Origin of the sequence: Hymenobacter sp. BT491 (assembly GCF_014349165.1) — a bacterium.
In the GTDB taxonomy this organism is placed as follows: Bacteria; Bacteroidota; Bacteroidia; order Cytophagales; family Hymenobacteraceae; genus Hymenobacter; species Hymenobacter jejuensis.
Genome location: NZ_JACSJJ010000002.1, coordinates 401898 through 417316, shown reverse-complemented (window position 1 = coordinate 417316; position 15419 = coordinate 401898). Strand labels below are relative to the sequence as shown.

The window sequence follows — 15419 nt, the reverse complement described above, 5'->3', positions numbered from 1 at the left end:
AGTAATTGATAATCAAATACTTATTATGAAGCCACAATCACGTACTTTCCGTCGCTACTTCCTGATATCCCTTTGCCTTGCGCCAGCTTTTTCGGCTATCGCCCAGACGGCTAAAGTGGAGAAGCAGGCCGACGGAATCGTGATTCACCTGCCCCAGGCAAATGACCAAGCCGTCCGCACCGTTCGGTTGCAGGTGGTGTCGGACAAGATTATGCATGTGCAAGCCAGCCCATTGGACAGCGTGTCCACCGACAAAAGCCTGATGGTAGTGGCCCAAACGGGGCCGCGCGCGAAGTGGCAATACAAGGAAAAGAAGGGCCAGGGCGTGATCAGTACGGCTGCGCTGAACGTTACGGTGTCACTTGCGACGGGCGAACTTGCTTTCACCGATCCGAAGGGCAAAACCATCTTGCAAGAGCGTAAAAACGGCGGCAAGGTTTTCACGCCGGTGGTGGCCGATGGGCAGCAGTTTTACCAAGTGCAACAGGTGTTCGATTCCCCCTCCGACGAAGGACTGTATGGCCTGGGGCAGCACCAAAACGGCGTGATGAACTACCGTGGCCAGCAAGTAGAACTAGCCCAGAACAACACCGACGTGGCGGTGCCGTTTCTGCTGTCGAGTCGGAATTATGGCATTCTCTGGGATAATTATTCCATCACCAAAGTCGGCGATACGCGTGATTATGAACCGCTTACGACCCTAAAGCTTTATTCGAAAGAAGGCAACGAAGGCTGGCTGACGGCGACCTACTTCAACAAAAACAAGCCCAGCGAAGTAGTGGTGCAGCGGCCGGAGTCGATCATCAATTACGAGTACCTGGAAGACCAGAAAAACTTCCCGGCCAACGTAAAACTCGGCGACGTGCTGGCAACCTGGGAAGGCAGCATCGAATCGGGCACGACGGGTTTGCACCATTTCCTGCTCAAAAATGCCGGCTACGCAAAGCTGTACATCGGCAGAAAACTGGTGGTCGATAAGTGGCGGCAGGCCTGGAACCCAGGCACTTCGGTGATTGAGTTAAACATGGTCAAAGGCCAGAAATACCCGATCAGGCTGGAGTGGAACCCCGACGGCGGCGAGTCCTACTTAGGGCTGAAATGGCTGAGTCCGCTGCAAGGGCAAAGTGCTCACGAATACGGCTTTAAGTCGGAAGCCAGCCACGACCTAAACTACTATTTTGTGCAGGGCAACACGCCCGACGAGGTCATCAGTGGCTATCGGCAGCTCACGGGACCAGCCCCCATCATGCCGAAATGGGCTATGGGTTTTTGGCAAAGCCGCGAGCGCTATAAGACGCAGGAAGAGATATTGACCACTGCCGCCGAGTTTCGCAAACGCCGCATTTCGATCGACAACATTGTACTGGACTGGTCGTACTGGAAGCCCGCCGAGTGGGGCAGCCAGGAGTTCGACCCCAGCCGCTTCCCCGACCCGGTAAGCATGATCAAGACGCTGCATGAGCGCGACAATCTGCACTTCATGATTTCGGTGTGGGCGAAGATTTACGAAGGCATCCCGGTTTATAACGACTTCAACGCCAAGGGCTTCCTGTATAAGCGTAACATCGCCAACCGCACCAAAGATTGGATTGCGCCGGGCTACACGTCCACGTTTTACGACGCCTTCAATCCGCAGGCACGCGCCGCGTTTTGGAACCTGATGAATACCAAGCAGTTCACCAAAGGCATCGACGCGTGGTGGATGGATGCCTCCGAACCCGACATCTACTCCAACACCAACGTGCAGACGCGCAAGGAGTTGATGACGCCGACCTACTTGGGCTCTTCGACACAATATTTCAACGGTTTTCCGCTGCAAAACGCGAAGGGGATCTACGAAGGCCAACGCCAAACGGCCCCCGACCAGCGCGTGTTTCTGCTGACGCGCTCGGGCTACGCCGGTTCGCAACGCTACGCGGCGGCCATCTGGAGCGGCGACATTGGTTCGCGCTGGGAAGACTTTAAGAACCAGATTCCGGCCGGCCTCAACTTTTCTATGGCGGGCATTCCGTACTGGACGACGGACATTGGCGGCTTTGCCGTGGAACGGCGTTACGAAAAACCCAATGCCAAAGACCTGGAAGAATGGCGCGAATTGAATGCGCGGTGGTATCAGTTTGGCGCTTTCTGCCCGCTGTTTCGGGTGCACGGCCAGTTTCCGTACCGCGAGATCTACAACATTGCGCCGGAAACCCATCCGGCTTACCAGAGCATGTTGTATTACAACAAGTTGCGTTACCGCCTGATGCCGTACATCTACTCGCTGGCCGGCCAGACGCACTACCAAAATGGCACCATTATGCGCGGCCTGATGATGGATTTTGGCGGCGACGCAGCCGTGAAAAGCATCGCCGACGAGTTCATGTTTGGGCCTAGCTTGCTCGTGGCACCCATTACAGATTATCAGGCGCGCAGCCGTAAGCTCTACTTGCCCGCCGCTACGGGTTGGTTTAACTTTTACAGCGGCACCTATCACGCTGGTGGCCAGTCGATTACTGAAGACGCGCCGTTGGAGCGCATGCCGTTGTTTGTGCGCGAAGGCTCGATCATTCCCTTCGGCCCCGAACTCCAGTACACGACCGAAAAACCCGCCGACCCCATCACGCTGTACGTGTACACGGGCAAGGATGCGCAGTTTTCGCTGTACGAAGACGAAAACGTCAATTACAATTATGAGAAGGGCGCCTCAGCAGTAATTCCCTTCAGCTACAGCGAAAAAGCTAAAACCCTCACGATTGGCGAGCGCAAGGGCACCTTCCCTGGCATGCCAACTCAGCGCTCTTTTCGCGTGGTGTGGGTCAACAAGGACAAACCCACCGCCTTCAACCCCGATGCGGCATCGGGAAATCCGATTTCGTACTCGGGCAGCGCTGTAATCGTCAAGATGGAATAACCGGGTTTCTGTTAAGCTTTACGGAAATAACAATTCGGCGCGCCTGCTGGCAACCACTTGATATACTGTGCCTTACAAGATCAAATAAAAAGCTGATCCCCTGTCATTTCCTTGGTAAGAGCAGCTGGAATGTGAGCCAGGCCTTGGTTGGAAAACAGCACGCTAAGCTTTGCCTCTTGCAATCATTTCTCAACTTTTTTAGTGACTTATACTCAGAAGCTTATAGTCTTACAAGACTAGATTGTCAGCATTTTCCTGTCTTTGGAAGAAACCAATCGGTTTAGCTTTGCACCGATGTGGCTTGCTTAGAGTGCGTTTGTATGTTATCGATGCGTGTAAAAACGTACTTCATCAGCCTCTCCAGGATTTCAACTAATACTTCGTTTACTCGCATGATCAATCGTTTGCCCTTGCTTTTTGCACTACTTGCTGCCTCACTCTGCTCTACTGCGTCGTTTGCCCAGCAGATTTCAGAAATGGAGGAGACCGCTGCTGCCCCCGCGGTCGACCTGCAGAAGCTAGATCAGACTTATGGCTTTCAGGATCTGAAATTTGAAACCCCTGTTTCGGCAGTCAAGCACTTGGTACTGGTAGAAACCACTGGTCAGACCAAGATTTACCGCCGCACCACCGATTCCAAGGCACTTGTCAATGCGCAAGTAGCTACCCTGCTCTACTTCTTCTACAAAGGCAAGCTTACCAGCGTCCGCCTCACTACAAAAGGCTACACCAACAGCCGGGCGCTGCTCGATCATTTTACGGAGCTTTACGGGACTGGCTTTCAAGCCAATGAGCACACCGAAAAGCGCTCTTGGACGGGCAAAAAAGTTTACTTGGGCTACGAAGAAAGCCCGCTCACCAATGACGCCACCGTGTATTTGTGGAGCACTAAAATGACCAACCAGCGGCGCGCCGACGAGCAGAAAGCAGCTCAAACCGTCACGCCGTCCCACCGAACTATCACCTTACCGCGCCGGTAAGCAGAAGCAGATTCTCCCCGAGCTTTAGTGCCCGGCAAATGCAGAGGCCAATAATTGGCTGAATCCTGCCTTTGCCGGGCAATTTCTGTATTCTACTCATACGTAGCGCAATCCAGTAAACGCTTCGAAGCCGTATAGCAGGCTAATAAATCGCCTAAAAATTTGCCAGAAAAACTACTGCATTTCATTTCCAACTTTAAGAAAATAATATTTACATTTGAAGTTATGCAAACGCCCACATTCGTGTGTAGCAACATTTGATCAAGTGTAACGAAAACAAGAATTTATTTACAACACGCTCATTCACACATCTTTGTATAAAAAACCATATTTATACTCGAGCTAGTACAAATCATTATGCATTGAAACAAGCTTATAATATTTTGCATTTTTCAAATAACAGGCTGATAATTAAAAACGGGAATAGTTTTTGACAACTGAATTTTCATTACCCGAATATTTTTGAATTAATTACCTCTTGCGGAAGCCCAAAAAATTGAATAATTCTACGATTAATTGAAGCATGCTGAACCACAACGAAGCCCAACCCTCTCCTAACCGGTTCATTGAAACTGCCCTTATTCTAGTCGTTTTGCTGGGTTTGCTGGGCGAACTCGTTTGCTTTTGGCCAGCAAATGGCTGAGGTGCTCCTTGCAGTATATCAACTTTCATCTTCAAATAATTCGCTATGCAACAAACGGTTACTCTCTCACTCTTCACACACACCTTACAGTCGCGCCCATGAACACTACCGTAAACTTAGCCGCGCTTCGTGCGCACGCAGACGCCATTAAGCAAGTGGACATGAGTAAGTCGGCTGGCCAAAAACGGCTGCAACAGATTGCTACTGAGGTATTTGCTGAGCTGAACAACTGGAACGAAGAGCAATTGCCCGCCAAGCAAGCAGAAGAATATTCTGCCAGCTTCTGGACGCTGGTGCGGCTCTTGCCACAACGCAAGCGTCTGCCTGCCATGGCATTACGCGATCAACTATTGGGCGTGGTTTACCCGCTGCTCAACGCCTAGTAAATTATCGGCCCCACTAAAAAGGCCAGCGGCAGTAGCTAAAACCGGGCTCTGCTGCTGGCCTTTTTCATGCTGCTTATCGGAGCTGGCATGTTTTTCGACGCCGCCCAGCCGACGTACATATGGATGTTGGTGCTGGATAGCTGCTTAAGGAAAACTGGCCGAGCGGAAGCAAACAGAACCCGGCGAAGGAGGCTCATAAAGTGCGTTGGATACGGTACTTTCGTATGCAACGAAGCACGGCTCGCCTTTCGCGCCTCTTGTCCCCCGCATCCGTATGAATCATTTCCCTCCTATGCGGTGAGTTTTCTCACTACTTAGGTGGCAAGCTATCAGCAGAAGGTTAGCACTTGAGTGCTAGCGCCTGCACTCTTTTTATGCGCCCTATTTCATTTGCAAGTAAGATCGTTTTACCTTCTCTTTGAGTTATGAGTCTACCTTTTACCAAGGAGATAACTTACACCAGCAGTGCACTTTGCAACGTAGTCTGCCATCCGGACGGGTACCTTCGTCTGGACTGGAAAAACGCACGTGCTACAAGCACCGAAGTGCGTGAGACTTACCAGCAAGTGGCGGCGGCTCTCAAGCGCTATGGGCTGCGTAAAATCTTGAGCATCCATGACCATCGGCAGCCCATTCCGTTGGATGTGCAAAAATGGATGACGGACGAATGGATTCCTTCTACCGTACTCGCTACGGGCTGGGCCTATTGCGCGGTAGTGGAAAGCCACCAGCCCCTTACGCGCTTGGCGGTCAAAGCCATTATTTCAGTCAGCTCTCAACAGCTTACTTTTCATTATAGCTCGGCTGTTGAAGAGGGCATCGCCTGGTTGCGAAGCCATAACTAATTCCTGCTCTTAGTATTACACCACTCCCGCCGTATTAGCGGGACTCTATCGCCTTTTGTCAATGACTAGCGCTGCCGATACGCTGAACGTATATTTTCACAATTCACTTTGCACCATCCTTTATTGTTCGGGTGGCTACGTCCGCCTCGACTGGACGGACGCCGACGCTACTGCCGCTGACTTAGGCGGCATTTACGAGCACACCCTCGCCGCCCTGAAGCGGCATCGTACTACCAAACTATTGACCAATCATGCGCTTCGCCAACCTATGGCGCCACAGGTACAGCAGTGGCTAGCGCACGAATGGATTCCGCGGGCCATACGCGAAGCAGGTTATAGCCAATGTGCCATCTTGGAAAGCCAGAAAGAAGCCGGACGAGCCGCGGCCCATGCCGTCGGGGATGCCGTGTTTGGCTTTTTTTCCTTTAAGTATTTCAACACCAGCGCCGAAGCCCATGCGTGGCTAGTTTCCCAAGATTCAGTCAGCCCTAGCACCCAGACACTGGTTTAGCGCCCTATACATAATAATCAGATAATCAATGGGTTGCACTGAACTACCCCCAACTGGGTTTTATGCCTAAAGCCATTTGCACAGCCGCTGCAATGGCCCTGCGGCCAACCCGTTTACGCTCCCAAGGGTGAGCCAGCAGATAGCAGTCTTCGATAAATTGGGCTACCAAAGTGGGGCCAAGCGTATCGCAAACTGAGCGCGCCAAGAGCTTACGCCAACAATCGGCGTGGCTTCGGCTCCGGCGAATGGCCACGGTAAGCGTATCCTGATCTACTTTTTCTACCTCTACATACATACGCAAAGCCAATCCTTGTAATTCTCCTTCTCCTCATTTTCAGCCCGGTAATTATATACGGAAAAACACAAGGATGTTTGCGCAATGCTATCCGACTTTTTCCCCGGTAACGCGGTATTTATACGCAGGATAAGGTTTGTATGCGTGCTTGGTTCCTCCGCTAGTGAGGCTGTACCGCATTGCTTGCGTACGGTATAGTTATCACTCGATTACCCCTATAAAAAGCAAATATATTTTTTTCTATATATACACAGGACTCACGCAGGCCATCAACTAACTGATAAACAGCCGGTTGCATTGCTACAGGAAAGTGTTTTATACATATACAAAATACTATATATAATAACGCTTATCATAAAGACGCAGAAGACCGTTACTGTTACGAGTTTGCCTTAAGAAGGTTTCCTGTCCCGTGTAAACCTAACGGGACAACAAATTGCGCCTCGCAAAAGCTAAGCAACTAACACTACTTCCTCTTTCAAAGCAGAGAGTTGTCCAGCATCGAGTAGCGAAGGCAGTATGGGCGGGCAGGCGCTTAATCCACGTTCGCTCAAGAGCTTGCGAATGGCAGGGCACACATGGCAGAGCACTAGGTTCAGCCCTTTGCTGGAGAAATGATAATGGTAGCTCAGCAGCAGTTCGATGGCATCGTCGGGCATCTGTGTTAGTAAGCTACAATCGACGCACACGGCGGGCTTGCCACTACGACTAGCTCGGTAAAGCGCACGCGCCAAGATGGCAAATCCGTTAGCCGTTGAATCAGGGTTGAGAATCAATAAATAGCTCTCAGGAAGTGAAACGCGGAAAACTTGAACCATATCAATAATTTTTTTCCTCTAAGCCTATTCGAATCAAGATAGTTCCAAGATTATTCCTACTATTTCAAAAGCCAGCTTTACGCTTCAGTTTGTTGATTTAGCTGGTAATTGTATAAGGAATCAACTTAGCTCAAGGCTAGCAAAATGCTTAAGCATACTACAGTATGCATGCATAACTTCTTGAATTAGAACCTCAACAGTCAATTTTTGGCACCCAATTACCCTTCACAAAGAATGACTACATTGCCCTAGCATTACACAGGCAAACTACATGCTCAGCCAGCTAAAGCACAGAGCGGATTGTTAGTTTAATTATATCTGCTTGCAGGCAAACACCCAATTAAAACGATCCTGCGCACCCTTATGCCTGCTACCTCAAAATGCGCCGCTTGGGCATACGCATATGCAGTTGAGCTAACCAAGTATATATCCCGCTTGAGCTTGGCGAACTACGCACAAGCGCCTCAGTAAATAGTGGTATTTTAAGGATTTACAGGCTTTTTTCTGGATTTACGATCTATCTTAGTTTAGCGGCTACGTTAAACAGCCTAATCCCTATTACTCATTCACCCTGTTCTAAATACCACAGCTATGATTACTACCAACCAAACCCGCAACACCGGCAATGGCCAAACCAACGGATCGCGCAAGAGCCTTCGTGGCTTTGCAGCCATGGACCCAGCTCAGCAGCGTCGCATTGCCAGTGAAGGCGGCAAAGCTTCGCACGAAAGCGGTCGGGGTCATCGGTTTACATCAGAAGAAGCACGCGAAGCTGGCCGTAAGGGGGGTCAAGCAAGTCGTGGACGGAGCAACCAGGGCGGTGCCATCCGTTAAGCTACTATGATGTAACGGCTGGGCATTAACAACTGCTTGGTCGACACCAAACAAGCCCCCGCGTCCGACGCGGGGGCTTGTTTTATAATCGGGGGCCTGATACAAAGTATTGCCAATCATTATGTTGGCAAAGCCGTATAGCATAGCAGGTTACCGGGAAGGATGAAGTAGTTGGCAAGACCAGTTAATAGATTTTCAACGCGCAACACTAATCGACCGTGCAAACTGGTGATTGGCGTTGCGCTGATGCAGCGCCTTATAGCGCTTGCGCTGTTCCAGCGCCCAAGTTGGCTCCCGACCGTAACAAATTCTGCGCTTCAGCTCTTACTTCTCAACGGCGCCGGCCAATTTTCCACGAATACAAGCCTGTATGTCTCGAACAATTATTGTCTCTAACCGTCTGCCTACCAAAGTCCAACGGACGGCTTCAGGACTTTCTTTTACCCCCAGCGAAGGTGGTTTGGCCACGGGGTTGGGATCCATTTACAAATCAGATGATAATGTGTGGGTGGGCTGGCCAGGCCTGAGCATTGAGGGCGAAGACGAACAGCAACACGTCGTGGAGCAGCTACACGCCGATAGCATGCGGCCGGTGTTTCTGACCGATGCCGAAATCAAAGGTTTTTACGAAGGCTTCAGCAACGAAACGCTCTGGCCTACTTTCCACTATTTCTCCCAATACGCCGTTTATGACCTAACCCAATGGGAAACCTACCGGGCCGTAAACGAGAAATTCTGCCATGCCGTGCTGGAACTGGCCGGCCCCGACGATACCATCTGGGTGCACGACTACCAGCTGCTGTTGCTGCCCCAGATGCTGCGCAAGGCGCGGCCCGAAAGCAGCATCGGCTTTTTCCTGCACATCCCCTTTCCTTCCTACGAATTGCTGCGCGTTATTCCGTGGAGCAAAGAATTGCTGGAGGGCATGCTGGGCGCCGATCTCATTGGTTTCCACACCTTTGGCTACATGCGCCATTTTCTGAGCGCCGTCTCGCACCTGCTGGGCGCAACGAGCCAGAACGGCATCGTGGAACTGGGCAACCGCAGCGTGGTAGTCGACTCGTTTCCGATGGGCATCGACTATGAAAAATATGCCACTACAGCTGCTTCCGAAGAGGCGGCCGGGCACATCCGACAATACCGCGAGGCGTTGCAGGAAGTGCGCGTGATCCTGTCCATCGACCGCCTCGACTACACGAAGGGGATTGCCGAACGGCTAAAAGCCTACGACTTGCTCCTGCAACGGCACCCCGAATGGCGCGGCAAAGTCACGCTGTTGATGGTAGTGGTACCTTCGCGTGACCAAGTAGCTCAATATCAATCCCTTAAGGAGGAAATCGACGAGCTTGTGGGCCGCATCAACGCGGCCTACAGTAGCATCACCTGGACCCCGATTCAGTATTTCTACCGCTCCTATCCGCTCGAGGAGCTCTCGGCGCTGTACCGCTTGGCCGATGTGGCCTTGGTAACGCCCATGCGCGACGGTATGAACCTGGTAGCCAAGGAGTTTGTGGCCAGCAAGGAAGGCCAGCAGGGCGTACTGATCCTGAGTGAGCGGGCCGGCGCGGCCCGTGAACTTTCAGATGCCCTTATCATCAACCCTACCGATACAATTCAACTGGCTGAGGCCATGCACGAGGCCCTGACGATGCCCGAAGAGGAACAAGTGCAGCGCATGGAAAGCATGCAAGCCCTTGTGCGCCAATACAATGTGCATCATTGGGTGGAGCTGTTTATCAATCGCTTGTTCTACAGCAAAAACAAGCAGCTAACCCTGGCCACCGCCGCGTTTAGTGCGCAGGATCAGCAACAGATGCGCGCAGAATACGCGCAGGCAACCAACCGCTTGCTGCTACTAGATTACGATGGCACATTGGCTGCTTTCACCCGCGACCCGCAACGCGCAAAGCCGGACGCCGATCTGCTCGACTTACTGCGCCAGCTCAGCGCCGATGAACGCAACCGGGTGGTCGTGATCAGTGGCCGCGACCGCGCTACTTTGCAGCAATGGCTGGGCGATTTGTCTATCGATTTTATTGCCGAGCACGGCGTGTGGCTGAAGGCAAAAGAAGGCGACTGGACCTTATTTCAGCCTTTGCGCAGCGATTGGAAGCGTGAAATTCGCCCGATTCTGGAGTTGAGCGTGGGCCGCACGACGGGCGCTTTTATTGAGGAAAAAGACTTTTCCTTGGTCTGGCACTACCGCCGCGTCGATCCGGAGTTGGGCGCCACGCGGGCGCGGGAGTTGGTTAATCACCTCAACTTCCTGGCCAGCAACACCGATTTGCAGGTGCTGGAAGGCAACAAGGTGATCGAGATCAAGAATGCGGGCATCAACAAAGGGGCAGCGGCTACGCGCTGGCTATCCACGTACGAGCCCGATTTCATCTTGGCCATCGGCGACGACCGCACCGACGAAGATACCTTCGGGGCCATGCCGCCCGAAGCCTACACCGTGAAGGTAGGCAGCACCTGGCGCTCGCTGGCGCGCTTCCACATCGACACGCACGAAGATGCGCGCCGTCTGCTGCGGAGCTTGCTATAGAAACACAGCCACGTCCTACCCACTGCACGACAGCTTTCTAACGCAACAAGCCCTTTTCTTACTGCACATAACATGCTGTAGGAAAAGGGCTTGTTGCGTTATCGGGCTTTAGTCTCGTTTTACAGACAACGTTTTATTAAAGATCATAAAACCCTATCCGTCAAACACTTACACAAAGTTCGGAGTATCCAGCTTTTTGGCGATGCGGTAGGCGGCATTTACGAGACCTACGTGGCTATAGGCCTGCGGAAAATTGCCCCACTGGCTGCCGGTGCGCGCGTCCACGTCTTCGCTGAGCAGGCCGAGGTGGTTGGTGTACGTAATCAGCTTTTCGAACTCCCGGATTGCGTCGGCTACGCGGCCTACGCAGGCTAGCGCCTCCACGTACCAGAAAGAGCAGATGAGAAACGTGGTTTCGGGCGTGCCAAAGTCGTCGGCGTGGCGATAGCGGTAGAACAGACCTTCAGGCGTTTTTAGCTCTTTTTCAAGGGCTTCTAAGTGGGTGTTGGCCACATCGGAGGCTGGGTCGAGGTAGCCCATCATGATGAGCTGAATGGTGCTGGCGTCGAGGTGCGGCGAACCAATGGCGTTGGTGTAGGCACCGCGCTTGGGGTCGAAGCAATCCTCGATTTTTTGGGCTGACTCCCGAATCAGTTCGTTGGCCATGGCTTCCATTTCGGGGTTGCGCAGGCTGCGCGCCACTTTGCGGGCGGCGTTGCTACCGGCCCAATGGAAAAGGTAGGTGTAGCAGTGGTATTGCGCGATATTGCGAAACTCCCACAAACCGGCATCCGGAATATTCATGGTCGCCTTGATCATGTTGAGGGCTTCGGCGAGCAGCTTCTCGGGGTTGGCGCGTTCGGGGTTTACAAAGCGCTTGTCGACGTAAAGGGGCAGGAGAGCCACCAATACCTGTCCGTACACGTCGTTTTGGATGTGCGTGTAGGCGTCGTTGCCGATGCGCACGGGCTTGTTGCCGCGGTAGCCCTCCAAGTGATCCAGCTCTTTCTCAATGAGTTCTGAAGTGCCGCTGATGCCGTAAAGCGGCTGGTACTTGTCGTGGATTTTGGCGGAAATGTTGGCGATGTAGTGAAAGTATCGCTCCAGCTCCTCGAAGTGGCCGATGTTGTTGAAGGCCGTGAGAATATAGTACGTATCGCGCATCCAGCAGAAACGGTAATCCCAGTTGCGGCCGCTGCCAGGCGCTTCGGGCAGCGACGTAGTGGTGGCCGCAATGATGGCACCCGTGTCTTCGTACTGGTGGATTTTGAGGGCCAGCGCCGAGCGTATCACCTGCGTCTGGTAGAAGTTGCTGATGCTCGTGCTTTTCACCCACCGCAGCCAATACTGCACGGTCTCGCGCAGAAAACGCTCGGCCGTGCTATCCAGAGGAGCCTCCAGCGGCGCCCCATAAGTCATGACTAGGTAGCGCGTTTCATTCAGGACAAATGACTGCCTATCAAGCACATAGGTCAGCGGAATGTCCGTTGTCAGCCGCACTTCTTCTTCCAGCCCCAGAAACGCGATGTGGTTGGAGCTGCGCCGGCGGCTGAGCTGAATTTTTCCGTAATCGCCCACCGGGTTACAGGTAACGCAGATAACCGGCTCACCAGCAAGGGGTTCCACCTTCCGAATAAACATCAGGGGCTTGTAGTAGCGGTCGTACTGCGGGAAGCGCGGGGCAAAATCCGTGACGCGGTAGCGGCCGGTGGCGCACTCTACTTCGGTGCACAGCACGTTGGTGTTCTCGAGGTAGTATTGGTGCGTCGAAAAGTCGCCCACAGCGGGTTTGATGCTGTATTCGCCGCCTTTCTCGGTATCGAGCAGGCTGCCGAACACGAAGCTGCTGTCGAAGCGCGGCCAGCACAGCCACGAAACGGAGGTATCTTTCTTAATGAGAGCCAGATAAGCGCAGTTGCCAATCAAGCCCATGTCGTAGGTATGCTTGATGTTCAGGTCGGGATGTGTACTCATTTGCCAAGGGGAATTCGGGTTTCCAGCCGAACCGTTCGGTGCGGTTTTCAGCAAGTGTACCCTATTGGCAATGCCTGGGTTGCCTTGCCCTGGCACAAGGCTCTCTGGCAGCCAGCATGCTCGCCCACGGCTTACACACAGTGAGCGCCATCTATATCTTATACACAAGCATTTGATAATCAGTGTATTGTACACAAATAAAACATTTATTATCCGATCCCGACCAGCCGCTTCTTCGGGCCAATATGCAGCGTTGAGAAGCACATATTTTCTCCGATCAACGGCATTCGGCTCGCACCAAGGGACTACTGATCAGGGCGTTGCCCGACGCGAATGGATGAGGTATTTTTTTGCTCCGAATAGTACTTTTCCTTTTCCTGCGAGCTTTGCAGCGCCTAACTTTGCCAGCTTAAGGCGATCTGGATAATCGGTTGCTGGTTGCTCACTATTGACTTTGCTTGTTGCGTGCGCTATTTCTCGGGTTTTCGCGGTGGTGTTGGGGTTGCGCTGGTCTGGCTCCTTTGGTTGGGTTTAACTTCGTCAGCAGCGGCTCAGACGCCCGGCAAAATGCCTTTGCTGCGCGATTTGGTGCTTCGCACCGACACTTCCAACTACGCGCTTAGCCGCAACACCATCGCCGTGCAGGGCGAACCAAACCTTTACTTCTACTACCGACAGGAAGACGAAACTGCCGAGGTGCTGGCCTACCCGATCGCCTTCGATCCGCGAAATCCGCTACGCCTCACCCGCTCCGCCGATTTTGTGATGGTGGACTCGATGACGGCCGTTGATGGGCATTACCGCGTCAAAATTCGCTTTAAAGAACTCACGGCGGCTCGGTTTCTTAAGCTCACGTTTGCCCAAAATGCCGACAGCGCCGGGCGCCTGCTCACGCGTACGCAAGCCGTTAATTTGCTGCCGGTTACGCGCACTACCATCACCTTTAAGCCCACCGATACGGAGCTGTATGTGGGCGAAGAAAAGGTATTCGAAATCAGCAGCAACAACCCCAAAAACGTGCGCGTGTCCAGCGACTGGACCAAGGGCCAGGACATCGACTACCGCCTCACGCAGGAAAACGGCGTGCTGCATCTGCATGTGCTGCCCAACGCCCTCGGCAACCGCGTGCTCACGCTGCGCCCCCAAACCGAGCGCCCCTTCCTGATTGAAAACGGCCGCCGGGTGAGCTACGCGCTGGCGCCGGTGCGGCAGGAGTTTACGGTGAAAGCTAGCCGGTTGCGCTTTTTGAGCGTCGACAAAAAAGAGGTGACCCTCGACGATGCCGCCCGGCGCCGTGGCGTGGAAATCATCCTGGACAACGGCCGCACCTTCGACCTGAAGCACACGTACCGCGTTGAAGATCAAGAAGAAGCGGGTGGCGCCCTGATGGCCGAGCTGTTTACGCGCCAGTACCTCACCAACGACCGCGTGCTGTGCTGGCTGCGCGTATACAACACTCACCGCCAAACCGAGGGCTACCTTTACATCAAGGAAAACGACCTGCCCAAATACATCACCAATTTCAATATTTCGCCCAAAACAACGGTTTCGGCCGTGAGCGTGCGGCACCGCGGCGGCGACTGGAGCACCAACCTGGCCGTGAACCCCGGCGAAACCGTGGACGTGCGCCTCGAAGGCGAATCGTTGCAGCGGGCCCGCTTTCATTTCGAAGATCTGGCGGTGGTGCCCTCCGACTCGTCGGTGCGCTCGGATGCGGCGGTGGTGTACCGCGTCCAGATTCCGGTGACCATCGACAAGAAGCGCATTACCATTTTCAACGCGGGCCAGCCGACGGGTTACAACCTGAGCGTGAAGGAGTTCCAGCGCCCCCACCCGCTCGATTTTGTGGCCGTCAACTTTGGCGAAGGTGCCCGCACCATCAACCGCCTCAACGGGCCAGTGCTCTACAACCGGGTTATTAGCGACGTCGTGTTCAGCTTCAACAGCAACGGTATTGACACCGAAAACCAGCTCTACGGCAAGCAATACCTGACCTTCGACATCCGCACCCAAAACAGCAAGGGCGAGCTGATTGAGATGCGCACCGTCGACAACATTGTGGTGTGCCCCGGCGACAATTCGGTGCGTGCGGCTTTCTACCAAGACAAGCAGTGCCAAGTCGGCAACATCAGTCTCAATAACTTACTCAACTCGCGCAAAACCTACGATCTGGACGACTGGAGCACGATTATCATCACCGTGAAGCATAACCAGGGCCAGTACCAGGAGCCTGGCTTCACCCAAAAGCTGGAGCTGGTACTGCGGCGGCGCGTCAAGTTCGACATCGACGTCAGCTTTCCCGGCGGCTTGCTCACCAAGTATAAGGGCGAGCCGAGCTACACCTCGTTCGGGGGTATTTCGCTGGCCATGCTGGGGCAGCTCAGCTTTTATCACCCCGAAAAAATCAACCGCCTGCGGCCCTACAAAGTCGGAGCAGGCTTCGTGGCTCTCAACGCCTTCGACCTGAGCAAAACCGGCGGCAACCGCGACCTGGGCATTGTGGTGCTGGGCTCCATCTACCCTACCCGCCGCGACGCTAAGCTTACTTTTCCGCTTTACCTGGGCGGCGGGTATTTGCTCTCCACGGGCCGGCCTTTCTTCCTCTTGGGGCCAGGCATTGGGGTAAGATTGTAATTATCTAATAATCAAGTAGTTACGCAAAACAGCCAGATCAGTAGGTCTGGCTGTTTTGCGT

General features: G+C 53.3%; 10 protein-coding genes. 8 read left to right on the top strand and 2 right to left on the bottom strand.

Annotation, left to right across the window (positions count from 1 at the left end; translation table 11 throughout):
- The first annotated feature begins 25 nt into the window (after nt 1–25).
- From H9I52_RS07625 to H9I52_RS07605, 5 genes are all read left to right on the top strand, one after another.
- Entirely contained in the window at nt 26–2893 is a 2868-nt protein-coding gene (locus H9I52_RS07625) for a TIM-barrel domain-containing protein (RefSeq protein WP_187453378.1), read from the top strand.
- A gap of 392 nt (nt 2894–3285) precedes the next feature.
- A complete protein-coding gene (locus H9I52_RS07620; RefSeq protein ID WP_187453377.1) occupies nt 3286–3873 on the top strand; it encodes a hypothetical protein in 588 nt (195 codons plus the stop codon).
- Nucleotides 3874–4614: 741 nt separating this feature from the next.
- Nucleotides 4615–4899 carry a hypothetical protein gene (locus tag H9I52_RS07615; RefSeq protein WP_139516739.1) on the top strand — a complete coding sequence of 95 codons (285 nt, stop codon included), beginning with the start codon at nt 4615–4617 and terminating at the stop codon, nt 4897–4899.
- Between the two features lie 428 nt (nt 4900–5327).
- Nucleotides 5328–5747 (top strand): hypothetical protein, encoded by a 420-nt coding sequence (locus tag H9I52_RS07610; RefSeq protein WP_187453376.1) that lies wholly within the window; start codon nt 5328–5330, stop codon nt 5745–5747.
- A 61-nt stretch (nt 5748–5808) separates the two neighbouring features.
- The gene (locus H9I52_RS07605) at nt 5809–6258 is read left to right on the top strand and encodes a hypothetical protein (RefSeq protein ID WP_187453375.1); all 450 of its coding nucleotides are present in this window, start codon (nt 5809–5811) and stop codon (nt 6256–6258) included.
- A 747-nt stretch (nt 6259–7005) separates the two neighbouring features.
- Here H9I52_RS07605 and H9I52_RS07600 read toward each other — a convergent pair.
- Nucleotides 7006–7371 (bottom strand): hypothetical protein, encoded by a 366-nt coding sequence (locus H9I52_RS07600; protein ID WP_187453374.1) that lies wholly within the window; start codon nt 7369–7371, stop codon nt 7006–7008.
- Nucleotides 7372–7962: 591 nt separating this feature from the next.
- On the opposite strand from H9I52_RS07600, the gene H9I52_RS07595 reads away from it, so the two are divergent.
- A complete protein-coding gene (locus H9I52_RS07595; protein ID WP_139516735.1) occupies nt 7963–8205 on the top strand; it encodes a KGG domain-containing protein in 243 nt (80 codons plus the stop codon).
- A gap of 370 nt (nt 8206–8575) precedes the next feature.
- Nucleotides 8576–10750 carry a bifunctional alpha,alpha-trehalose-phosphate synthase (UDP-forming)/trehalose-phosphatase gene (locus H9I52_RS07590; protein WP_187453373.1) on the top strand — a complete coding sequence of 725 codons (2175 nt, stop codon included), beginning with the start codon at nt 8576–8578 and terminating at the stop codon, nt 10748–10750.
- A gap of 168 nt (nt 10751–10918) precedes the next feature.
- On the opposite strand, the gene H9I52_RS07585 is transcribed toward H9I52_RS07590, so the two are convergent.
- Entirely contained in the window at nt 10919–12724 is a 1806-nt protein-coding gene (locus tag H9I52_RS07585; protein WP_187453372.1) for a glycoside hydrolase family 15 protein, read from the bottom strand.
- A gap of 465 nt (nt 12725–13189) precedes the next feature.
- Here H9I52_RS07585 and H9I52_RS07580 point away from each other — a divergent pair, with 465 nt between their 5' ends.
- Nucleotides 13190–15358, top strand: coding sequence for a hypothetical protein (locus H9I52_RS07580; RefSeq protein WP_187453371.1), 2169 nt, complete (start codon nt 13190–13192; stop codon nt 15356–15358).
- The last annotated feature ends 61 nt before the right edge of the window (nt 15359–15419 follow it).

Coding starts and splice junctions, on each gene's coding strand:
- H9I52_RS07620 (WP_187453377.1), top strand. CDS start 3,286: ATGATCAATCGTTTGCCCTTGCTTTTTGCACTACTTGCTGCCTCACTC.
- H9I52_RS07585 (WP_187453372.1), bottom strand. CDS start 12,724: ATGAGTACACATCCCGACCTGAACATCAAGCATACCTACGACATGGGC.
- H9I52_RS07625 (WP_187453378.1), top strand. CDS start 26: ATGAAGCCACAATCACGTACTTTCCGTCGCTACTTCCTGATATCCCTT.
- H9I52_RS07605 (WP_187453375.1), top strand. CDS start 5,809: ATGACTAGCGCTGCCGATACGCTGAACGTATATTTTCACAATTCACTT.
- H9I52_RS07595 (WP_139516735.1), top strand. CDS start 7,963: ATGATTACTACCAACCAAACCCGCAACACCGGCAATGGCCAAACCAAC.
- H9I52_RS07590 (WP_187453373.1), top strand. CDS start 8,576: ATGTCTCGAACAATTATTGTCTCTAACCGTCTGCCTACCAAAGTCCAA.
- H9I52_RS07610 (WP_187453376.1), top strand. CDS start 5,328: ATGAGTCTACCTTTTACCAAGGAGATAACTTACACCAGCAGTGCACTT.
- H9I52_RS07600 (WP_187453374.1), bottom strand. CDS start 7,371: ATGGTTCAAGTTTTCCGCGTTTCACTTCCTGAGAGCTATTTATTGATT.
- H9I52_RS07615 (WP_139516739.1), top strand. CDS start 4,615: ATGAACACTACCGTAAACTTAGCCGCGCTTCGTGCGCACGCAGACGCC.